The following is a 20,200-nucleotide window of genomic DNA, read 5'->3' as shown; positions in this document are numbered from 1 at the left end:
ACCGGAGACACAGTCATATCCCGTTTAGTTCGTATTGATCCTCACAAGCTGGCCGATTTCTTCGCCTTGCCGCTTGCGGGGCGGATACTGTAGAAAGCATGACGTCTACCATCGCCGCCGAAACTGTTAGGCCGGAACGCAATATCCCCGCTGAGATCGCCCGTTCCTGGCTGCTGGTCAATGCCATGAAGCCGGAGCTGTTCGACCAGTCGGCCGTTTCCCGCGCCGATTCGATCATCCTGGATATTGAAGATGCGGTGGACCCGTCCCAGAAAGACCAGGCCCGCGCCAACGTGATCGACTGGCTGACCGGCGGCGGCAAGGCCTGGGTGAGGATCAATGACGCCACCAGCCCGTTCTGGGCTGATGACCTTGCCGGGCTGCGCGGCACCCCGGGCCTGCTGGGCGTCATGCTCGCCAAGACCGAATCCGCGGACCAGGTCACCGAGAGCTTCCACCGCATGGACGGCAAGACCCCCGTGATCCCGTTGGTGGAATCCGCCCTGGGCATCGAGGAAGCCAACCATATCGCCAAGGCCCAGGGTGCGTTCCGCCTGGCCTTCGGTTCCGGCGACTTCCGCCGCGACACCGGCATGGCCGCCACCCCGGAGGCCATGGCCTACCCGCGGGCCAAACTGGTGGTCGCCAGCCGCGTCGGCAACCTGCCCGGCCCCATCGACGGCCCCACCGTGGGCACCAACCACCCCATCCTGCGTGAGCAGACCGGCATCACCGTGATGATGGGCATGACCGGCAAGCTTTGCCTGGCCATTGACCAGACGCCGGTGATCAACGAGGTCATCAGCCCCACGCCGTCGGACGTCGCGTGGGCCACCGACTTCATGAACGACTTCGAAGCCAACGGCCGCGTCATCCGTGACGGCTCCGACCTGCCCCGCCTTGGCCGCGCCGAGAAGATCATGAAGCTCGCCGTAGCCTTCGGGGTGCAGCCCGCGCTGTAACACCCACCCGCCACTTCAGGAGACCCCGTGACCGATACCCGCTATCTGGTCCACGGGGTCTTTTGGGATGCGCTGCCGGGTTCCAAGGCGCCGGAGGGTTCCAAGGCGCCGGAGGGTTCCAGGGCCGCGGACGACGGCGGCGGCGCGGTTTTGCGCCTCCAGTCACCGGAGGGGGACTTCCGTCAGCTCAGCCTTAGCCCCGGCCGGCGCCTCGGCCTAGAGGTGGTGGAACCGGGCAGGTCCTGCCTGGGCCACATCCGGGTCCAGTCGGCAACCTCGCGGAGCCACGTCCTCTGCGCCTCCGCTGCCCCGGCCCTGCGGGGAAAGCAGTGCGAGCGGTGCTTTGTGCTGGACGAGTCCCGGCTCATGCACGACTTCCACCGGGGCGGCAGGGTCACTCCGGGCCTCCGTGACTACCTGATGCAGGAACACTGGCTGTACGTTGCCACGTTCGCGGCCGGTGCCACCAAGGTGGGAACGGCCTCCGGCCCGCGGAAGTGGAACAGACTCGCGGAGCAGGGGGCCGCTGCGGCCGCTTATGTTGCCCGGGCCCGGGACGGCCGGGTGGTGCGGATCCTGGAGGACCTGGTGACAGCCGAGGTGGGCCTGACGCAGCAGGTGCGGTCCGCAGCCAAAGCGGACGCCCTCCTGCAGCCTCTCCCGGAACGGGACCTGCAGGCCGCCAACGCCCGCGCGGCCGGCGAGGTGCGCACACTGCTGGCACGCACCGCCGTCGACGGTTTTGTAACTGTGGAGGAGCAGTGGGCGAGGCCGGCGCACGCTGAAGCCCTCTACGGGCCCGCCCAACGCCATGCCTACCCGCACGCGCTGGACCAGGGGCAGCACGGCTTCACGGTCACTGCCCTGAGCGGGGCAAATGCTCTGGCCCGGCTGGATGGAACGGACGCCGCGTTCGTGGTCAACCTCTCCCAACTGGCCGCCCGGACCATCATCCTGGGCGGCTACGCCTCGGAGGTCCCGGCGGTGCAGGAATCCCTGTTCTAGCGGGATCCGGCAGGCCCGGCGGGTAGACTTGCACGGTGCTGAACGAATTCTGGGCCACCGCGCCAACCCGTTACAAAGTCCTGGTCTTCAGCGCGATGGGACTGATCGCCGTCGGCATCATCCTGAACATCATCGGCAACACCGGCGGCAACCAAACGCTGGCCTGGGCCTCCCTGCCGCTGATCGGACTGGGCCTTGTCCTGCACGTCGTGGGCATCGTGGTCCGCGGCCAGGCCATCCGGAAGAACCTGCGCCGGTAGCGCCCGCCGTAACGGTTGCGGCGGGCCTTTTCTGCCCGCCAACACGCGGGCGATAGGCTGGAATCCATGACTATCAATCCGGATCTGCAGGGCCGAAGCTACCCTGCCGCAGAGGTGTACGACGTTGGCCGCGAGAAAATCCGCGAGTTCGCCCGCGCCGTGAAGGCCACCCACCCCGCGCATTTCGACGTCGACGCCGCCGAGGCGCTGGGCCACACGGACCTGGTGGCGCCGCCCACCTTCGCGATCATCATCGCCCAGCGGGCCGACGCCCAGCTCATCGAGGATCCGGAATCCGGCATCGACTTCTCCCGCGTGGTCCACGCGGACCAGCGCTTCACCCACCACCGGCCCATCATTGCCGGGGACCGCCTCGTCGCGGAACTGCATGTCGACGGCGTCCGGGCCATGGGCGGCGGTGCCATGATCACCACCCGCTCGGAGATCTTCGCCCTCGGTTCCGGCGGTTCACGGGAACCGGTCACCACCACCACGTCATCCATCCTGGTCCGCGGAGAGGGACAGTAACCATGAGCCCCAGCTTCAATGAACTCAGCGCCGGCCAGGAAATCGGGAGCCGCACCATCGAGGTCACCCGCACGGACCTGGTCAAGTACGCCGGTGCCTCCGGCGACTTCAACCCCATCCACTGGAACGAGGCCTTTGCCACCAGCGTGGAGCTGCCGGGCGTCATCGCACACGGCATGTTCACCATGGGCTCAGCCGTCCAGCTGGTGACCGACTGGGCAGGCGACCCCGCCGCCGTCGTCGATTTCCAGACCCGCTTCACCAAGCCGGTCCTGGTCGCGGACACCACCGGAACGGACCAGTCCGGCGCCACTATCGAAGTCAGCGGCACCATCGGAAAGCTCGACGCCGACGCACGCACCGCCCGCGTTGACCTCACCGTTGTCTCCGCAGGGCAGAAGGTCCTGATGAAGGCCCAGGCCCTCGTCCAGCTGTCCTGATGAGCGCAGGCTCTCCTGATGCGCGCTTGGTGATGATGAGCAGCACCCGTTGACCTCCGCTCCCAAAACCGGGGCTACCGCCGCCCAGGTTGCCCACTGGCGCAACGCCGTCGTGGTGGCCTATGGCGCCAGCGGCCTGGCGTTCGCCTCCTGGGTGTCCCGGCTGCCCGCCATCCGGGACGCGCTGGACCTGAGCCCGGGCAACATCGGCGTGATCCTGCTGTGCATGACGCTGGGCTCGTTCGCCTCTGTCTCGGCGTCCGGGCTGATCGTCCTGCGGTTGGGGTCCAAACGGACCATCCGCACCGGCAGCATCATGGTGGGGGCCGGGCTGCTGACCGCCGGTTTTGGCACAACCGTGCTGGCAAGCCCGGTGGCAACGGCCATGGGCCTGGCCATCATCGGCCTGGGGACGGGGAGCTGGAACACCGCGTCCAATGTGGAAGGCGCAGCCGTGGAACGGGCAGTGGGCCGGCACATCATGCCCCGGCTCCACGGTGCCTTCAGCCTTGGCACGGTGGCGGGTGCGGGTCTTGGTGCCGCTGCGGCGGCAGTGTCCCTGCCAGTGTTCTGGCACCTTGCGGCGGCGGGGGCCGTGTCGGTGGCGACGGCGGCGTCCTGGTTCCCCGCCGACGTCACCCCGGTGGCGGGGGAGCGCACCTACTCCCCGGACAACTTCGAAGACCCCATCACGGGCCCCATCCCCCTGATCCGCGCCGGGAGCACGGCGGAGGCGCCGCTGGACAACAAGCGCAAGATCGCGCAGGCGCGGCGGGACCGCCGGACGCTGCTGCTGGGCGTCCTGGTGCTCGGCCTCGCCCTTGCCGAAGGCGCCGCGGGGGACTGGGTGGCCCTGGCCCTGGCGGACGGCCACGGCCAGAGCGATGCCGCCGGCGCCGCCGGATACGGCCTGTTTGTCACGTTCATGACCATCGGCCGGTTCGCCGGGACGCCGCTGCTGGACCGGTTTGGGCGGGTACCCGTCATGCGCTGGTGCGCTGCGATGGCTGTCCTGGGCCTGGCCGTCTTCGTGTTCGCTCCGGCGCCGTGGCTCGCCTATGTTGGCCTCGCCGCGTGGGGCCTGGGTGCGTCCCTGGGCTTCCCGGTGGGCATGTCCGCAGCAGCCGACGATCCGGCGAAGGCAGCGGCCCGGGTATCGGTGGTGTCCACCATCGGCTACGGGGCGTTCCTGTGCGGGCCGCCGCTGCTGGGCCTGCTGGCCGAACACGTGGGCATCCTGCACTCGCTCCTTGCCGTGGTGGTGATGCTGGCCGTGAGCTTCGTGCTGTCCCCGGTGGCCCGGAAGCCCGCCTAGGTTTCCCTAGTATTGTTGATGGGTGACTCCCACCCTGCTTTCCTCCCTGACCACGTCCGCCGTCGGCGGCCCCGCCGGCAAGTTCATTGAGGCCCGGACCGAGGCAGAGATCATCGACGCCGTCCGGTCCGCGGACGCGGCCGGCGAGCAGGTCCTGATCATCAGCGGCGGGTCCAACCTCCTGGTGTCCGACGACGGGTTCCCCGGGACCGTTGTCAGGATCGCCTCGGAGGGGTTCACGGTCAACGCCGAGGACTCGTGCGGTGGCGTGGCAGTGGTGGTCCAGGCCGGCCATAACTGGGACAAGCTCGTGGAGCACGCCGTCCGCCACGCGTGGTCCGGGATTGAGGCATTGTCCGGGATCCCCGGCTCAACGGGTGCCACGCCGGTCCAGAACGTGGGGGCGTACGGCTCTGAGGTCTCGCAGACCATTGCCGCCGTGCGCACCTGGGACCGGGAACGCAACGCCGTGCAGACCTTCACCAACTCCGAACTGAAGTTCGGCTACCGGGATTCCATCCTCAAGCAGACCACCGTCAACGGCTCGCCCCGGTACGTGGTGCTCACTGTGGAATTCCAGTTGCCGCTGGGACGGATGAGCGCCCCCATCCGCTACGCCGAACTGGCCCGATCCCTCGGGGTGGAGGTGGGCAAGCGCGCCTACGCCAACGACGTCCGCCGTGAAGTGCTCCGGCTGCGTGCCTCCAAGGGCATGGTGTGGGACGCCGCCGACCGTGATACGTATTCCACGGGTTCCTTCTTCACCAACCCCATCGTCCCGGCCGCTGTCGCGGACACGCTGCCCGAAGCAGCGCCGCGGTATCCGGCAGGCCAGGACGGCCTGGTGAAACTTTCCGCCGCGTGGTTGATCGACCAGTCTGGGTTCGGCAAGGGCTTTGGCCTGGAACCGGATGGCGTGGCCGGTGGCCGCGCCTCACTGTCCACCAAGCACACCCTGGCCATCACCAACCGCGGCTCAGCCAGCGCCGCCGACATGGTGGCTGTGGCGCGGGAGGTGCGGGCCGGCGTCGAACGCCGCTTTGGCATCCAGCTGCACCCGGAGCCGCTGCTCATCGGCCTGGAACTGTAGGCATCCCGCCACCGCAGTCCCCGGCCTAGGATGGGCGCATGGCTGCATCTGGTTCCGTGCGCGACCACAGGATGATCGGCAGGCTCCGGCTGGTGTCGCAGCGTCTCACCGGGGACGGTGCCGCCTCAGTACCGGAACTGGTCCGGTGGATGACCGCCATGCAGGCGCAGGACCTGCCGGCGGCGCTGTGGGCAGTGGGGGTCCGGGTACCCGGTGCGGGGATCGCCGACGTCCGCACTGCCATCGATTCCGGGAGTGTGGTCCGGTCGTGGCCCATGCGTGGAACGCTGCACCTGGTTGCCCCCGAGGACCTGCGCTGGATGCTGGACCTCACCGCCGAGCGGCTTACCCGGAGCATTGCGGCCAGGCACCGGCAGCTGGAGATTGCCTGGGCTGATGTTGAGAAGGCGCGCGACCTGGCGCTGGACCGCATCCTGGCCGATGGTCCCGTCAGCCGTTCCGGGCTGTTCAAGGTTTTCGACGCCGGCGGCCAGCCAACGCAGGGCCAGCGCGGCATCCATCTCCTGGGTACGCTGTGCCGGCACGGCTGGCTGGTGCCGGGGCCGCTTTCGGGTAACCAGCAGCTGATCGCGGCTTTCGACGAGTGGATTCCGGCGTCCCGCCTTCCCGGGCGCGAGGAGGCCATCGGTGAGTTCATGGTTCGGTACTTCCGGAGCCATGGCCCGGCCACCGTGCGCGACTTTGCCTGGTGGACCCAGCTGCCGCTGACCGAGGTGCGCGCCGCGTTCCAGCACGTGCAGGGCCAACTGGTGGAGCTGGACATCGATGGGACCAGCTACTGGCTCTCACCGGAGGTGGCGTCCCTCCTGGATTCCGGTGTTCCCGGTGGCCGCTCCCTTCACCTGCTGCCCGGGTTCGATGAGTTCGTCCTCGGCTACACGGACCGGACTCCCGTCCTGGCGCCGGAGCATTCGGACCTGATAGTTCCCGGCGGCAACGGAGTCTTCAAGAAGACGGTGGTTGCGGCGGGAAAGGTGGTGGGCACCTGGGCGCTCCAGGGCACGGGCAGCAGTGCCGCCGTCGTGCCCGAACTCTTTGACGAGACCCGGCAGCTGGGGCCGGCAGCCCAGGCAGCCCTCACCAGGGCCGCCCGGCGGTATCTAACGTTCCTTGCCACGTGAGCGGTGCTGCCCCGCATAACCGGTGCGGGGCAGCAACGGTATTGCGGGCAAGGGCCGCTCAGGCTACCGACAATCCACATGGCGGTGGGGGCGGCTGTCACCATGCCTGCACGCCAGCGACGCTTGAACGATGAAAGCCGAGACAGTACGTGCCCTGGTTCACGATCGCTGGTCTGAAGGAGCCGTTGCCTCCACCGCACAGCTGGCCGCTGCCGGGCTGGATGACCGGGTGGTGACAGCAGCAGTGAAGAGCGGTGCCCTGCTCCGCGTGCGGCGGGGAGCATATGTCCTTGCCGCACACTGGGACACCATAAAACCGTGGGACCGGGACCAGCTCCGAATCATGGCGCACTTTGAGTCGACCTCGGGACGGGCCCGGTACAGCCATGCGAGCGCGGCACGGCTGCACGGCTGCCATGTGTGGAACGCCGGATCCCTGGTCCACGTGACAACGCAGTACTCCAATTCGCGGGCCAGCGCCGGCAAGGACGTCCAGACCCACCGCCTCCCGCTCACAGAAGAAGAACTGGCTTCATTGTGGACGCCCGACGGACGCGAAATCCTGACCACTTCCATCGAAAGGACCGTGCTGGACTGCGCCCGGACCCTGCCCCTCGACAAGGCTGCCGTCATCGGCGACCACGCCCTCCGCAAGGGCGCATCATTGGCCACCATGCGGCGGCTGCTGGAGAAAAGCCATGTCACGCGCGGGGGCAGGCGCGCTTCGGACCTGCTGCAGGTTCTGGATGCGAGATCGGAATCGGCCGGGGAGGCCAGGACCAGGCTGCTGCTCTGCTCGTTCGGTCTGGCCACATTCAAGCCACAGGTGGAGATCACGACGACTGCGGGCCTCTTCCGGGCAGACTTCGCCGATGCTGAAACCCGGGTGATCGTCGAATTTGACGGCGCCGTCAAATACACGGACCACAAACCGACGCAGGAGGTGCTGCTCGCGGAGCGTTGGCGGGAAAATGCGCTTGTGGAGGCCGGGTGGCGGGTCTTCAGGCTGCACTGGAATCACTTGGACCGGCCTTGGGAGCTCCGTGCCCGACTGGCGGCGTTCCTCGGACAGCCCGGAACACCAAAGCGGCCCCTGCCCGCAGGAACGGCGCTGGGGAGCACCGTCCGTGTGGGCAGGGGCCGCTTTTAAGGGCAGCTCTAGGGCTTACAGGTTGCCGGTGGCGATGTTGAGCATGCGGCGCAGCGGCTCGGCAGCGCCCCAGAGGAGCTGGTCGCCCACGGTGAAGGCGCTGATGTACTGCGGGCCCATCTCCATCTTGCGGATGCGGCCCACCGGGATGTCCAGGGTGCCGGAGGCGGCCACGGGGGTCAGGTCCGCCATGGAGGCTTCCTTGGTGTTCGGAATGACCTTGGCCCACTGGTTGTCCTCGTCCAGGAGCTTTTCGATTTCGGCGACGGACAGGTCCTCGCGGAGCCTCAAGGTCAGGGCCTGGGAGTGGGAGCGCATGGCGCCGATGCGGACGCAGAGCCCGTCCATGATCACGCGATTTTCCTCGGAAGTGCCCAGGATCTTGTTGGTCTCCACCCCGGCCTTCCACTCTTCCTTGGACTGTCCGTTGCCTAGGTCGGCATCGATCCAGGGGATCAGGGACCCGGCCAGGGGAACGCCGAACTGGGTGGCGTCGATGTCCGTGCGCTGGTGGGCCAGGACCTTGCGGTCAATGTCCAGGATGGCCGACGCGGGGTCGTCCAGTTCGGTGCTGACCTCGGCGTTGAGCGTGCCGAACTGGCTAAGGAGTTCGCGCATGTGCCGGGCACCGCCGCCGGACGCCGCCTGGTAGGTCATGGAGGTGCCCCATTCCACCAGGCCGTTCTTGAACAGGCCGCCGAGGCCCATCAGCATGCAGGAAACGGTGCAGTTGCCGCCGATGAAGTCCTTGGTGCCGTTGACCAGGCCCTTGTCGATGACGTCGCGGTTGATGGGGTCCAGCACGATGATCGAATCGTCATTCATGCGCAAGGTGGAGGCGGCGTCGATCCAGAGGCCGTCCCAGCCGCGGCTGCGCAGTTCGCCGTGGACCTGCTTGGTGTAGTCGCCGCCCTGTGCGGTAACGATAATCGGCAGCTTGGCCAGGGTGTCGACGTCGAACGCGTCCTCGAGCTTGCCGGCGCCTTCAGCGAAGGAAGGCGCGGCACCTCCCGCGTTGGAGGTGGAGAAGAACACCGGGTTGATGTTGGCGAAGTCGCCCTCGTCCTGCATGCGCTGCATCAGGACGGAACCGACCATGCCGCGCCATCCGACCAGGCCGACGGAAGGGGTAGCTGCTGTAGTCATTGGTCCAGTTTAGACTTCGGAACCGGCAGGTCGCAGTCGGTTACGTCACGCCGCCGGCAGCCCGGAAAGGTACGACGGCGGCCTGCGTGAGGGGCCCGTTGTCCCGGCAACGCCTTGCGGGTCATTTGCTGACGTGTCCTGTTCCAGGTTCGGGTGCCTGCCGCTTCTTGCGCAGCTCGTTGGCCTGGTCTCGGCAAGCGGCCGGGAAAGTTCGGTGTATCAAGGAACTGCCAGCTCCTAGAATCAGTGGGTGAACCTTTCGCATCTCGGCGCGCCGATCGGGCCGATGATTCGCGTCCACGGCGGGTTCGCCAACCGGGTGTACCGACTCGACACCGACCAGGGGTCGTTCGCGGTGAAGGAGTTGAACCTCGTCGACCGCCGCTGGACCTATCGCGTCGAGGATGTGTTCAGGTTTGAGCGGGCTGCGTTCGCTGCCGGCATTCCGATGCCAGAGCCGATCTCGGCCAGCCACCATACACTCGTTCACCGATGGGTCGAAGGCGAGAAGCTGCCCGAAGCGCCGGTGTCGGCGGAGTTCGCGTTTGAGATCGGTGAGATCCTCGCGCGCATCCATGCACTCGACATCCCATGGTCGCAGGTGCCGGTCGAGGACCCGGTGCCACGGGACTGGCCCGAACTCGCAGCGCGGGCGGCGGCGACCGGACAACCGTGGGCCGACGAGCTCGCTTCTCACGTCGAGACGTTCCTCGAGATTGCCCGCTTCGTCGACACCTGCGAACGGCCAGGCCCCGTCGTACTGACCCACGGGGACATCCAACCATGGAACCTGCTCACTAGAGAGCGTCGGCCGGTGGTGCTCGACTGGGAGCTCTCCGGCATGCTCGACCTGTCCGGTGAGCTCGGCTCGACCGCGCTGAGCATCGCGAAGGGGTGTGGTTTCGACGACATCAAGCCCAGCATTTTCCGCTCGGTTCTCGAGGGCTATGTCGCGGGGGACGGAACCCTGCCGCCTTCAGGTCCAAGCTGGTTTGTATTCATGATCGGCGGCTGGCTGGGGCACACAAGGTGGAACATCCTCCGGTGCCTCGCCGGTGTCGAGGCGGGCACCGGCCCTGACCTCCCGCTGTCGCACGAGGCTGTGCGCAACGGGGTGCGCGGCCTCCCCGACCTGTTCGGCCGACTTCCGGAGCTCGAGGCGCTGCTCCTGTGACAGCGACCTGCGTCGGTCCGTGGTACGCGGCGTAAGGCGCGCTCCGGATTCCGCTCGGTGCCACCGGCCCCTCGCGGGCAGCACCAAGTCAATGAAGTGAGCGGCGCCGACGCCACTTCTTTTTTCGCGGATGAAGGTCTTCACGGCAGACAACCAGAGGCATCGCCTACTCGCCGCTGTGCCGGGACCGCTTTCAGGGCTCCCGCTGCAACTCACAACCCTGGCATAACCGAGCTTGTGGAGCGCATCGCGATTCCTCGCCACACCTAAACCACTTCCTCGCCGCCCCAGCGTGCCAGCGCGACGATCGCCTCGCGCAAGGCGAGCCCCCGGTCGGTCAGCGCATAGGCCCGGGTGTTGTGCCGGAGGGGCAGACGGGACAGTACGCGGGCGGCCTCAAGCTCGCGCAGGCGGGTCGCGAGAATGTTGGTCGGCACTCCAAGGTCGCGCTGCAGATCGCCGTAGCGCTGTGGCCCGTCGAGCAGCCGCTCCACGATGAGCAGGGCCCACCGTGCTCCGACGACGTCGAGGGCCGCGGCGAGGTCGCTCACTCGGTCGGATCGGTGTCCGGCTTCATCCAAAACGGCGAGTAGTGGTAGCCGTCGGGGTCGTCGAACTGGCGCTGGTACATGAAGGGGTAGTCGTCGGTGTCACCGATCCGCCCGCCGGCTGCGCCGGCGCGTTCGGTGAGCTCGTCGACCGCCTCGCGGCTGCCGAGGTCGAATGAGACCGTGATCTTCGAAGGAGTGTCGGGTCCGCCGACCAGCTCCTCGGCGCCGCCGACGCTTGCGTACATCTCGCGGCTTCCGAGCATGACGTACTGCTCGGGCGCAATCTCGAAACATGACACGTTGTGATCGGACATCTCGGCGTTGAGGGTCCAGCCCAAGGCGGTGTAGAAGGCGGTTGCGCGCTCGACGCTCTCAACCGGGCAGGTGATGAAAAGGCTCATGCGGCTCATACTTGCAAAATGCAAGTACATCGTCAAGCCTCTATGTGTGGAGATAGTGGTCCATGATCCGTCGCCGCCATTCTTCACGGAAAGGGTCTGTACGGTGGGATCCTCGCGGCGGGCGAAGAGTGACGCCGCACTCTAGGTTGCTGCCAAGGTGCTGCTTGATAACCATGAGGTTGGCTTCGGGATCAGTGAGCCAGCCCGGGCCCCACGCCGGATTGTTGTTGATCTGGCTGCCCAGCTGTGTCGATTGCTGCTGCAGCAGGTCCGCGGTTTTGCTGAAGAGCTGCGCGAGGGTGCGCAGTGGATCGACGTCGGCACCCCACAAAGTCCCTGCCACCAGGATTCCCCCAATTTTCATCCCGCAGCAGTTCAGCGCGCTGCAGGCCCCAGCCTAAGGCAGGATCACTACGGCCGCGTTGGGTTGTCCTGCCCTTGCACGGCAGTATGCACTAACCCCGGTCCGACTCCTCCAGCACGGCAGCCTTCCGGGCCCGCAGCGCGAAGAACGCGCCGAAGGCGAAGGCTTGGGTGACGACAACCAGCACGATTGCACCGGCGATCTTGTTGCCGCCCAGGATCATGGTCAGGCCGACGATCGCGGACAGGAGCGCCAGCAGGGGCAGCAGCATGTAGCCCAGGACAAACAGGGTTTCGGGTTTCTTCAGCATGTTCCTAGCCCTCGGTCCGTGACCATTTGGTGAATCGGTAGCGCGTGCCGTTGGCGGCTGTCAGCCAGCCGTCCGGCGGGACGGAGGCGGACGCCACCCAACTGGGACCAAGCTCGGGAGCGAACGTGTCGCCGTCGGCCTTCATGTCGATGGTGGTGACCACGGCAACGTTGGCGAGGTCCGTGGACTGGCGGAAAACATCGCCGCCGCCCAGGATCCAGACCGTTTCGCCGCCGTCGACAAACTGCGACTCAAGGAGCGCGTCATCCAGCGAGGGAACCACGACGGCGCCCTCCGCCTCAGGCGTACTGGCCCAGCTTTTCTGCCGGGTGATGACGATGTTCGTGCGGCCGGGCAGGGGGCGGTACTTGTCCGGGAAGGACAGCCAGGTCTTGCGGCCCATGATGACCGGGTGCCCGGTGGTGAGGCGGGTGAAGTGCTTCAGGTCCTCGGGCAGGTGCCAGGGCATGTCCCCGTCCTTGCCGATGACGCCGTCGGACGTCTGCGCCCAGACCAGGCCGACGCCGGTGATGGAGGCGGCGAGCTCCTCCGTGAAGGACTGGGGATCGGTGAAGTTTTCGGTGCTCATACGGCAATCGGTGCCTTGATCGTGGGGTGGTGCTTGTAGCCCACCACCTCGAAGTCCTCCAGCGTGTAATCGAAGATCGAGGCCGGCTTGCGGGTGATCTTCAACCGCGGGTATTCGTACGGCTCGCGTTCCAGCTGCTTGAGGACCTGGTCCATGTGGTTCTCGTAGATGTGCACGTCGCCGCCGGTCCAGATGAATTCGCCGGGCTCAAGCCCCACCTGCTGGGCCACCATGCAGGTGAGCAGTGCATAGGAGGCGATGTTGAACGGGACGCCCAGGAACATGTCCGCCGACCGCTGGTAGAGCTGGCAGGAGAGCTTGCCGTTGGCCACGTAGAACTGGAAGAACGCGTGGCAGGGCGGCAGCGCCATGTCGTTGAGTTCGGAGACATTCCATGCGGACACGAGGTGCCGCCGGGAGTCCGGGTTGGACTTGAGGTTCTCGATCAGTTCGGCGATCTGGTCGATGTGCCCGCCGTCCGGTGTGGGCCAGCTGCGCCACTGCACACCATAGACCGGGCCCAGGTCGCCGTCCTGGTCCGCCCATTCGTTCCAGATGGTGACGCCCTGGTCCTGCATCCACTTGATGTTGGTTTCACCGCGCAGGAACCACAGGAGTTCAACGGCAACGGACTTGAAGTGGACCCGCTTGGTGGTGATCAGCGGGAAGCTCTTGGCCAGGTCAAAGCGCATCTGGCGGCCGAAAACGCTGGTGGTTCCGGTTCCCGTGCGGTCCGACTTATGGGTGCCGGAGGCCAGGACATCGCGCAGGAGGTCTTCATAGGGAGTAGGGATGCTCACGCCCCAAGTCTACTGGCTGCCTAGTCGTCGAAGGGCTTGAACTGCTCCACCGCCACGACCCGTTTCTTTCCGCCGTTGGCCACGTGGCACACCACCACCTCGCCGGGGGACAGGTAGGGCTCGCGGCCGGGCAGGAGCTTCGCCAAGGGTGCCGGCGTATGGGTGGCCACCTGCTTGAGGACGGTGGGCAGTGCCGGCCGGTGCGTGCAGACAACCACGGGCCGCTGCTTGTCGAAAAGGGATTCGATGACGGCCGCGGTCTTCTTGGGACTGCGCTGGTGCTTGTGTTCGGTCAGGCCTTCCGCCAGCTTCACTTTGGCCCCCGCCGCCCGCGCGTAGGGGGCCACGGTTGCCACGCAGCGCAGCCATGGGCTGGTGACCACCCGCATGGGCTTCCACACATCCAGGAGCCGGCCGACGGCCTGTGCCTGGCGGTTGCCTGTGGCCGCAAGCGGACGCTCGCCCTCTGCCTTGCTCCAGGATGAGCGCGGCTTGGCTTTGGCGTGCCGGAGCACCAGCAGGGGCCACGTGTCCAGGGTGCCCGCTTCGTGCGCGTCCCGCAGGTGTTCAAGGGGCGCGACGTCGGAAGGGTTGGACAGCAGGCCGGCCGCCTTTTCTGGGGCGCACCACATGACGCTGTCCACCTCCTTGCCGTCCGGAACCAGGGTGTTGCCGTTGACTTTGACCGCCCAGTAGTAGACCTTCTTGAGGCCCGACGCCACGTGGTAGTGGATAGGCGGCAGCGGTATGCCCAGGGGCGCGCGGAGGCCGATCTCCTCCCACACCTCACGGACGGCGCATTCGGGAATGGTCTCGCCGTTGTCGATCTTTCCCTTGGGCCAGGACCAGTCGTCATAGCGCGGGCGGTGGATCAGCGCGACTTCCAGGAGGTCCTTGTTGACCCGCCACGGGATGGCGCCCGCAGCGGTTACGGCTACGGGTTCCCCCGGGTGGTCAGTCTGGTCGGCTACGAGTGCATCGCTCGACAACGCGGCTGCCTATCGCCGGCTCAGGCTGCGTTGACGCGGCCGGGACGCCAACAACCAGGACTGGACATCCTCAAGCGGCTTCCCGTCCTCGGACAGGTGGTGCCGGTTCCAGCGGCCCTCGTTGTCCAGGTGCCAGCTGGATGTTTCCGGCGCCATGTAGCGCTTCATGAGGTCCAGGACATAGGCGATGTCGTCCGCGCTGGCCAGCTGGACCAGCGCCTCCACCCTGCGGTCCAGGTTGCGGTGCATCATGTCGGCCGAACCGATGTACACCACGGGATCCCCGCCGTTGGCGAAAGCGAACACCCTGGAGTGCTCCAGGAACCGGCCCAGGATGGACCGGACAGTGATGTTGTCGCTCAGCCCGGGAACGCCGGGGCGCAGCGAGCAGATGCCGCGGACCACCACATCCACCTTGACCCCCGCCTGCGAGGCGCGGTAGAGGGAATCGATGATGGCCTCATCGACCATGGAGTTCACCTTGATCTGCACATGTCCCGGCACGCCGGCCCTGGCGTTGCGGATCTCGGTCTCGATCCGGTCGATAAGTCCCGACCGGACGGAACGGGGTGCCACCAGGAGCCGTTTGAAGGTCGATTTCGGTGCGTAGCCGGAAAGCTGGTTGAACAGCTTGGACAGGTCCTCGCCCACCTGTTCGTTCGCCGTCAGCAGGCCCAGGTCCTCGTAGTAGCGGGCGGTCCGCGGGTGGTAGTTGCCGGTGCCGATGTGGCAGTAGCGGCGGAGCCCGTCCACTTCCTGGCGGACCACCAGCGACAGCTTGCAGTGCGTCTTCAGGCCCACGATCCCGTACACCACATGCACGCCGGCCTGCTCCAGTTTGCGGGCCCAGGAGATGTTGGCCTGCTCATCGAAGCGCGCCTTGATCTCCACCAGGGCCAGGACCTGCTTGCCGGCCTCGGCGGCATCAATCAGCGCGTCAACGATGGGGGAGTCGCCGGAGGTGCGGTACAGGGTCTGCTTGATGGCCTGCACCTTGGGATCCGCCGCGGCCTGTTCCAGGAACGCCTGCACCGAAGTTGAGAACGAATCATACGGGTGGTGCAGCAGGATGTCGCGGCGGCGCATGGCGGCAAAGACGTTCGCCGCCTTGGAGGTCTCGGACTCATTCAGGTACCGGGACGTGTGCGGCACGTGCTTGGGGTAATGCAGGTCCGCGCGGTCGATTCCGGCGATGACGGACAGGCCGCGAAGGTCCAGTGGAGCCGGCACCGAGTAGACCTCGGATTCCTCCACGCCCAGCTCGCGGATCAGCAGGGCCCTGATGTTGGGGTTGATGTCGTTGGCCACCTCCAGCCGGACGGGCGGGCCGAAGCGGCGGCGCAGGAGTTCCTTCTCCAGGGCCTGCAGGAGGTTTTCGGCGTCGTCCTCCTCCACCTCCAGGTCCTCGTTGCGGGTGACCCGGAAGGTGTGGTGTTCCAGCACCTCCATGCCCGGGAACAACTTGTCCAGGTGGACGGCGATGACTTCCTCCAGCGCAATGAACCGGGCCACCCGCCCGGGCACCGCGCCGGCGCGGGGGCCGTCGATGGAGATCAGGCGGGGCAACTGGTCCGGCACCTTCAGGCGGGCGAAGAGCTCCTTGTCGCTGACGGGGTTCCGGACCACCACCGCCAGGTTCAGTGACAGGCCCGAAATGTAAGGGAAGGGGTGGGCAGGGTCAACGGCCAGCGGGGTGAGGATGGGGAAGACTTTTTCCGCAAACATCACGCTCAGCTGCTGCTTGGCGGCGTCGTCCAGTTCGTCCCAGTGCATGAGGTGGATGTGCTCGTAGGCCAGGGCCGGGCGGATCTGGTCAGCGAACACCTGGGCGTGCCGTGCCTGGAGCCGGTGGGCTTCCTCGCTGATCCGCTCCAGCACCTCGACGGGGCTCAGGCCGGCGGGGGAGGGGACGGCGAGTCCCGTGGCGATACGGCGCTTGAGGCCGGCCACGCGGACCATGAAGAACTCGTCCAGGTTCGACGCGAAAATGGAGAGGAAGCTGACGCGTTCCAGCAGGTGCAGGGTGGGGTCCTCGGCCAGTTCCAGGACCCGCGAATTGAAGGCGAGCCAGCTCAGCTCGCGGTCCAGGAACCGGTCAGGCCGGATGTCGCCTTCCGGCTGCAGGTTCGGCGCGAATTCAGGGATGTCAATGCGGTCCTGGGTGGCCCTGGAGGCCGGTACCTCGGAGGAGCCGAAGCGTGCCCGTACAGGCGCCGCAACATCCTGGGACGTAGCTGTTCCGGAGGGTTCCGGGTTCATGGCTTCTCCTTTAGCTGGCGCGTTGGTGCCGGCGCTTCCGCCCCGCGCGGTTCCCTTTCAACCTTACAAGCATTCACCCACGCCACGGCCCCTGTTTCACGCGGGCGGGGGATTCTTCCGGCTGTCCTGCCTACCCCGCCGCCGGGCCATACATGACGTCCATGTCCCAGCGCGTAAAGCCGAGCCGCCGGTAGAGGGCGACGGCCGCGGCATTGTCGGCGTCCACATAGAGCATGACCCCGTTCAGCCCGGAGTCGCGAAGGTGCCTGATGCCGGCGATGGTCAATGCCTTGCCCAGGCCCATGCCCTGGGCTTCGGGTGTCACGCCCACCACATACACCTCGCCGATGGCTGGGTGCGAGCCGTGCCGGGGGTGGACTTTGGTCCAGTGGTAGCCCAGAAGGCGGCCGGCCCGGTCCTCCGCCAGGAAGAACCCGGCCGGATCGAACCAGTCCTCCGCCATGCGCGCCTCGAGGTCCGCCCGGGTGAGGTTCCCCTGTTCCGGATGGTGGGCGAAGGCGGCCCTGTTGGCGGCCAGCCAGGCGTCCTCATCCTTGCCCGGCACGAAGGTGCGGATGGCCACCCCGTCCGGGAGGCCGGCGTCGGGAAGCTCCGCGCCCGCCGTCGTCATCCGCATCTTCCACAACTCACGCACCGGCGCGTAGCCGTACCGCGCAGCAAGGTCGGCAGCTGCCTCGTGGTTGCCGTGGGACCAGGCGTTCAGCCCGCCAAAGCCCCGGACCTCCTTGAGGGCCCCCACCAGGCGGTCCGCCACGCCCTGGTTCCGGTAGGAGGGGTGGACGGCGATCTCCAGGATGCCGTGGCCGTCCGGCTCCTCAACCACGACGGCGAAGCCCGCCAGGTCCTGTCCGGTCGCCGGATCGGAGTCCTCGTCGGGTGCATACAGGGCCAGCGTCAGCAGGGTGTGCTCCGCGGAGTCCCCGGCGCGCATGGTCACCAGGGTCTGCTCGGAGATGGAAGGGTTTCCATCCGATTCCTCAGCCGCGGCCAGGAGGTCGCGGCAGTCCTTCAGGAGTTGCTGGTCAACTCCGCCCCGGACGACATGGACGGGCCACTTCTGCGGATGCGCTGGAGTCATGAGCCAAGGCTATACGTCAATGGCGCGCCGGGGCTCAGGCCTCGGTGAGTTCGTCTTCCTGCTGCCGGACGAGGGTGAGGCGGTAGCCGACGTTCCTGACCGTGCTGATCAGGTTCTCGTGGTCCGCGCCGAGCTTTGCCCGGAGGCGCCGGACGTGGACGTCCACGGTGCGGGTGCCGCCGTAGTAGTCGTAGCCCCAGACTTCGGTGAGGAGCTGCTGCCGGGTGAACACGCGGCCTGGATGCTGGGCCAGGTATTTCAGGAGCTCGAACTCCTTGAACGTCAGGTTCAGCGGGGCGCCGTTGACGCGTGCCGTGTAGCTTGCCTCGTCGATGATGACGCCGGCGGCGCGGATCTCACTCGGAGCGTCTTCCTGCTCGGGGACTGCCCGGGCAACGGACAGCCGGATACGCGCCTCCACTTCGGCGGGTCCGGCGGAATCGAGGACGATGTCGTCAACGGCCCACGCAGAGGAAACGGCGGCCATGCCGCCTTCTGTGAGGATCAGGACCAGGGGAGCGCTCAGCCCGGTGGCTTTCAGGAGCTGCGTGAGTGAACGGGCGCCCACCAGGTCCTTGCGGGCATCCAGCAGGACGATGTCGCAGGGGTCTGTCTCAAGGAGGGCCGTGGGCTCGGCCGGGAGGATGTGGACCCTGTGGTTCAGCAATTCGAGGGCAGGCAGGATGTCCACCGAAGAACCGGTGCTGTTGGTCAGTAACAGGATGTGCGACATTGTTCCTCCAAGGGCCGTCCGCGCATCATTGGGCGACTGAACCGGATTCTCACCGGCCGGTACTGGCTTCCTGCACGAGGCTCTGGGCCGTCAGCACGCCGCCGGCCAGCTACCTCAGCAGGGAGCGTAGCTGAACCTTGAGTATACCCGGCGGCCTCCTCCAGGCCACAGATCCAGGCCGCGGACGGGAGCGTTTTGCGACATATGCCCTTCACATAAGGCAGGATTGAAGCAGGGCGGACCAGCCCTGCCATGAGGGGGCGGACCAGCCTTCCGGCCAACGCCAGGATGGGAAAACAGCGCAGTGAGTGCACCGACGAAGCACAGGCCGGGCCCTGCATGACGGCGGACCTGCAGGCACCCGTGCGTTCGCTGGGTTCCTGGACCATCGGCGTTGTCGGCATCGCCGGCCTGGCCGCCATCATCGCCGGGGTCTATGCCTCGCCTGAAGCACTCGTCGCCGTCGGTGTCGCCATCGCCGCCGCAGTGGGGATCGGGTGGCCGCATTTCCTCCGCATCCCCGCCAAGAAGACCCTTGCCGCCGTCATCGCCCTGCCGGGCGCAGGCGCTGCCGTGGCGGCCGGCGTGGCGCCGGCCCCGGGCTACCTGGACTGGACGCCGGCCTTCGTGGCGCTGGGAATGATGGCGGTGTTTGTGGTGCAGTTGGTCCGCGGTACGGGACAGGCCCAGCGGCTGGAGTCCACACTGGGCTGCTGCGCCGGTGTCCTGCTGTCCTGCCTCGGCGCCGGCTGGGTTGCCGGAGCGCGGTTCAACGGCGTCCGCGAAATGCTGCTGGTGGCGGCAATCAGTGCCGCGGTGGCCCTGCTGGCCGGCCTTATCCGCTGGCCGGACAGCATCATTGCTCCGCTGGGCATTGTCCTGGCGGGCCTGGCCGGGCCGCTCGCCGGACTGGTCCTGTCGGACATCGCCGTCCTGCCGGCCGCGGTCTTCGGCGTGGTGGTGGGCGCGGTCCTGGCAAGCTTCCGCAGACTGGCCACGCTCCGCGGCGCCCCGCTGAATTTTGCGGCCGCACTGAGCATGGGCCTGGCCCCCGTCTCAGCGGTGGGATCCCTCGCTTACTTCATAGACAAACTACTCATCTACTAACGGGTTAGGATGGCACCATGTCCGTACTTGCTTTTGAAATCTTCTTCCTTGTCCTGCTCGGCATCGCGAGCCTGTCCATGGCCTGGTTCGCCGGATTCGTGGTCTACCGCCTCTTCAAGGGCCAGAAGTAGCCACCCCTCTTCCGGAGCCGGCCGTATCTCGAGGTAGAACAAATGCCCATTGAGATTCCTACAGATCTGACCCCTGAACTCGTCCCCCTTTCGTGGCTCATTGGCGAGTGGGAGGGCCGCGGCCGGCTGGGCAGCGGCGATGAGGATTCGGAACACTTCCTGCAGCACGTCTCCTTCACCCACAACGGCCTGCCGTACCTGCAGTACCGGGCCGAGAGCTGGTTGACCGACGACGAGGGCACGCGCCTGCGGCCGCTCACCGTTGAGACCGGCTTCTGGGCGCTTGAACGCAAGCAGCTGGATGCCGACGGCGGCCCGGGCCTGGTGCCTGCCGACATCGTCCCGGTTTTGAAGAGTGCCGATGAGGTGGAGGCGCTGCGCAACAAGGACGGCGGCTTCGACATCTCGGTGTCCATCGCCCACCCAGGCGGCATCACCGAGCTGTACTACGGCCAGATCAAGGGCCCGCAGATCCAGTTGACCACCGACATGGTGATGCGTGGCAGCCACTCCAAGGAGTACAGTGCGGCCACCAGGATCTTTGGCCTGGTGGACGGCAACCTCCTGTGGCGGTGGGACGTGGCGACAGGCGGCGAAACCGGCAAGGGCCTTGAAGCCCACGCCTCCGCGTTCCTGCATAGAGTCTCCTGAACAG

At 66.9% G+C, this 20,200-nt stretch carries 23 protein-coding genes; 12 read left to right on the top strand and 11 right to left on the bottom strand.

What is annotated here, in order from left to right; all coding sequences use genetic code 11:
* Positions 1 to 98 precede the first annotated feature (98 nt).
* The 9 genes from FB478_RS12935 (at position 99) to FB478_RS12895 (ending at position 7,892) form a co-directional block, all read left to right on the top strand.
* Entirely contained in the window at positions 99 to 962 is an 864-nt protein-coding gene (locus FB478_RS12935) for a CoA ester lyase (RefSeq protein WP_134163680.1), read from the top strand.
* Positions 963 to 989: 27 nt separating this feature from the next.
* Positions 990 to 1,967: a DUF2797 domain-containing protein gene (locus FB478_RS12930; RefSeq protein ID WP_144600781.1), complete on the top strand. Its 978-nt coding sequence runs from the start codon at positions 990 to 992 to the stop codon at positions 1,965 to 1,967.
* A 35-nt stretch (positions 1,968 to 2,002) separates the two neighbouring features.
* On the top strand, positions 2,003 to 2,227 hold the full coding sequence (locus FB478_RS12925) for a DUF3188 domain-containing protein (RefSeq protein WP_018769084.1): 225 nt from the start codon (positions 2,003 to 2,005) through the stop codon (positions 2,225 to 2,227).
* A gap of 66 nt (positions 2,228 to 2,293) precedes the next feature.
* A complete protein-coding gene (locus FB478_RS12920) occupies positions 2,294 to 2,755 on the top strand; it encodes a MaoC family dehydratase N-terminal domain-containing protein (RefSeq protein WP_018769085.1) in 462 nt (153 codons plus the stop codon).
* Between the two features lie 2 nt (positions 2,756 to 2,757).
* Entirely contained in the window at positions 2,758 to 3,195 is a 438-nt protein-coding gene (locus FB478_RS12915) for a MaoC family dehydratase (RefSeq protein WP_144600779.1), read from the top strand.
* Positions 3,196 to 3,244: 49 nt separating this feature from the next.
* On the top strand, positions 3,245 to 4,510 hold the full coding sequence (locus FB478_RS12910; protein WP_144600777.1) for a sugar MFS transporter: 1,266 nt from the start codon (positions 3,245 to 3,247) through the stop codon (positions 4,508 to 4,510).
* Between the two features lie 22 nt (positions 4,511 to 4,532).
* Positions 4,533 to 5,600, top strand: coding sequence for a UDP-N-acetylmuramate dehydrogenase (locus FB478_RS12905; protein ID WP_144600775.1), 1,068 nt, complete (start codon positions 4,533 to 4,535; stop codon positions 5,598 to 5,600).
* A gap of 38 nt (positions 5,601 to 5,638) precedes the next feature.
* Positions 5,639 to 6,742, top strand: a complete 1,104-nt coding sequence (locus tag FB478_RS12900; RefSeq protein ID WP_018769089.1) for a winged helix DNA-binding domain-containing protein — start codon at positions 5,639 to 5,641, stop codon at positions 6,740 to 6,742.
* Positions 6,743 to 6,872: 130 nt separating this feature from the next.
* Positions 6,873 to 7,892, top strand: coding sequence for a type IV toxin-antitoxin system AbiEi family antitoxin domain-containing protein (locus FB478_RS12895; RefSeq protein ID WP_144600773.1), 1,020 nt, complete (start codon positions 6,873 to 6,875; stop codon positions 7,890 to 7,892).
* Positions 7,893 to 7,907: 15 nt separating this feature from the next.
* On the opposite strand, the gene asd is transcribed toward FB478_RS12895, so the two are convergent.
* Complete coding sequence (gene asd, locus FB478_RS12890) at positions 7,908 to 9,038, bottom strand: aspartate-semialdehyde dehydrogenase (protein ID WP_144600771.1); 1,131 nt, start codon at positions 9,036 to 9,038, stop codon at positions 7,908 to 7,910.
* Positions 9,039 to 9,288: 250 nt separating this feature from the next.
* On the opposite strand from asd, the gene FB478_RS12885 reads away from it, so the two are divergent.
* On the top strand, positions 9,289 to 10,212 hold the full coding sequence (locus tag FB478_RS12885) for a phosphotransferase family protein (protein ID WP_144600769.1): 924 nt from the start codon (positions 9,289 to 9,291) through the stop codon (positions 10,210 to 10,212).
* A gap of 266 nt (positions 10,213 to 10,478) precedes the next feature.
* Here FB478_RS12885 and FB478_RS12880 read toward each other — a convergent pair whose 3' ends face one another.
* From FB478_RS12880 to FB478_RS12835, 10 genes are all read right to left on the bottom strand, one after another.
* Positions 10,479 to 10,763: a helix-turn-helix domain-containing protein gene (locus tag FB478_RS12880; RefSeq protein ID WP_018769093.1), complete on the bottom strand. Its 285-nt coding sequence runs from the start codon at positions 10,761 to 10,763 to the stop codon at positions 10,479 to 10,481.
* Positions 10,760 to 11,164, bottom strand: coding sequence for a VOC family protein (locus FB478_RS12875; RefSeq protein ID WP_144600767.1), 405 nt, complete (start codon positions 11,162 to 11,164; stop codon positions 10,760 to 10,762). The genes FB478_RS12880 and FB478_RS12875 overlap by 4 nt, the downstream gene beginning before the upstream one ends.
* Before the next feature lie 40 nt (positions 11,165 to 11,204).
* Complete coding sequence (locus tag FB478_RS12870; RefSeq protein WP_144600765.1) at positions 11,205 to 11,528, bottom strand: hypothetical protein; 324 nt, start codon at positions 11,526 to 11,528, stop codon at positions 11,205 to 11,207.
* Positions 11,529 to 11,619: 91 nt separating this feature from the next.
* Positions 11,620 to 11,838, bottom strand: coding sequence for an NF038396 family protein (locus FB478_RS12865; protein ID WP_018769096.1), 219 nt, complete (start codon positions 11,836 to 11,838; stop codon positions 11,620 to 11,622).
* Positions 11,839 to 11,842: 4 nt separating this feature from the next.
* Positions 11,843 to 12,427 (bottom strand): dihydrofolate reductase, encoded by a 585-nt coding sequence (locus tag FB478_RS12860; RefSeq protein WP_018769097.1) that lies wholly within the window; start codon positions 12,425 to 12,427, stop codon positions 11,843 to 11,845.
* Positions 12,424 to 13,227 carry a thymidylate synthase gene (locus FB478_RS12855; protein ID WP_144600763.1) on the bottom strand — a complete coding sequence of 268 codons (804 nt, stop codon included), beginning with the start codon at positions 13,225 to 13,227 and terminating at the stop codon, positions 12,424 to 12,426. Before FB478_RS12855 ends, FB478_RS12860 begins: the two co-directional genes overlap by 4 nt.
* A 20-nt stretch (positions 13,228 to 13,247) precedes the next feature.
* Positions 13,248 to 14,216, bottom strand: coding sequence for an NUDIX hydrolase (locus FB478_RS12850; protein WP_134163692.1), 969 nt, complete (start codon positions 14,214 to 14,216; stop codon positions 13,248 to 13,250).
* Between the two features lie 9 nt (positions 14,217 to 14,225).
* The gene (locus FB478_RS12845; protein WP_018769100.1) at positions 14,226 to 16,475 is read right to left on the bottom strand and encodes an RNA degradosome polyphosphate kinase; all 2,250 of its coding nucleotides are present in this window, start codon (positions 16,473 to 16,475) and stop codon (positions 14,226 to 14,228) included.
* 130 nt (positions 16,476 to 16,605) lie between these two features.
* The gene (gene mshD / locus FB478_RS12840; RefSeq protein WP_018769101.1) at positions 16,606 to 17,574 is read right to left on the bottom strand and encodes a mycothiol synthase; all 969 of its coding nucleotides are present in this window, start codon (positions 17,572 to 17,574) and stop codon (positions 16,606 to 16,608) included.
* Positions 17,575 to 17,608: 34 nt separating this feature from the next.
* The gene (locus FB478_RS12835; RefSeq protein WP_018769102.1) at positions 17,609 to 18,307 is read right to left on the bottom strand and encodes a response regulator transcription factor; all 699 of its coding nucleotides are present in this window, start codon (positions 18,305 to 18,307) and stop codon (positions 17,609 to 17,611) included.
* Positions 18,308 to 18,646: 339 nt separating this feature from the next.
* On the opposite strand from FB478_RS12835, the gene FB478_RS12830 reads away from it, so the two are divergent.
* Both FB478_RS12830 and FB478_RS12825 read left to right on the top strand, forming a co-directional pair.
* Complete coding sequence (locus tag FB478_RS12830) at positions 18,647 to 19,414, top strand: hypothetical protein (protein ID WP_043424912.1); 768 nt, start codon at positions 18,647 to 18,649, stop codon at positions 19,412 to 19,414.
* Positions 19,415 to 19,587: 173 nt separating this feature from the next.
* Entirely contained in the window at positions 19,588 to 20,196 is a 609-nt protein-coding gene (locus tag FB478_RS12825) for an FABP family protein (protein WP_018769104.1), read from the top strand.
* The last annotated feature ends 4 nt before the right edge of the window (positions 20,197 to 20,200 follow it).

Origin of the sequence: Arthrobacter sp. AG367 (assembly GCF_007828995.1) — a bacterium.
Lineage (GTDB): Bacteria > Actinomycetota > Actinomycetes > Actinomycetales > Micrococcaceae > Arthrobacter.
Note: the sequence above shows the minus strand (reverse complement) of the source record. Positions and strands in the feature narration are given on the sequence as shown.

What these genes read in the sequence shown, in the direction of transcription:
- FB478_RS12915 (WP_144600779.1), top strand. Translation starts at nt 2,758, where the DNA reads ATGAGCCCCAGCTTCAATGAACTCAGCGCCGGCCAGGAAATCGGGAGC.
- FB478_RS12900 (WP_018769089.1), top strand. Translation starts at nt 5,639, where the DNA reads ATGGCTGCATCTGGTTCCGTGCGCGACCACAGGATGATCGGCAGGCTC.
- mshD (WP_018769101.1), bottom strand. Translation starts at nt 17,574, where the DNA reads ATGACTCCAGCGCATCCGCAGAAGTGGCCCGTCCATGTCGTCCGGGGC.
- FB478_RS12865 (WP_018769096.1), bottom strand. Translation starts at nt 11,838, where the DNA reads ATGCTGAAGAAACCCGAAACCCTGTTTGTCCTGGGCTACATGCTGCTG.
- FB478_RS12825 (WP_018769104.1), top strand. Translation starts at nt 19,588, where the DNA reads ATGCCCATTGAGATTCCTACAGATCTGACCCCTGAACTCGTCCCCCTT.
- FB478_RS12895 (WP_144600773.1), top strand. Translation starts at nt 6,873, where the DNA reads ATGAAAGCCGAGACAGTACGTGCCCTGGTTCACGATCGCTGGTCTGAA.
- FB478_RS12875 (WP_144600767.1), bottom strand. Translation starts at nt 11,164, where the DNA reads ATGAGCCTTTTCATCACCTGCCCGGTTGAGAGCGTCGAGCGCGCAACC.
- FB478_RS12845 (WP_018769100.1), bottom strand. Translation starts at nt 16,475, where the DNA reads ATGAACCCGGAACCCTCCGGAACAGCTACGTCCCAGGATGTTGCGGCG.
- FB478_RS12935 (WP_134163680.1), top strand. Translation starts at nt 99, where the DNA reads ATGACGTCTACCATCGCCGCCGAAACTGTTAGGCCGGAACGCAATATC.
- asd (WP_144600771.1), bottom strand. Translation starts at nt 9,038, where the DNA reads ATGACTACAGCAGCTACCCCTTCCGTCGGCCTGGTCGGATGGCGCGGC.
- FB478_RS12870 (WP_144600765.1), bottom strand. Translation starts at nt 11,528, where the DNA reads ATGAAAATTGGGGGAATCCTGGTGGCAGGGACTTTGTGGGGTGCCGAC.
- FB478_RS12920 (WP_018769085.1), top strand. Translation starts at nt 2,294, where the DNA reads ATGACTATCAATCCGGATCTGCAGGGCCGAAGCTACCCTGCCGCAGAG.
- FB478_RS12860 (WP_018769097.1), bottom strand. Translation starts at nt 12,427, where the DNA reads ATGAGCACCGAAAACTTCACCGATCCCCAGTCCTTCACGGAGGAGCTC.
- FB478_RS12830 (WP_043424912.1), top strand. Translation starts at nt 18,647, where the DNA reads ATGACGGCGGACCTGCAGGCACCCGTGCGTTCGCTGGGTTCCTGGACC.
- FB478_RS12835 (WP_018769102.1), bottom strand. Translation starts at nt 18,307, where the DNA reads ATGTCGCACATCCTGTTACTGACCAACAGCACCGGTTCTTCGGTGGAC.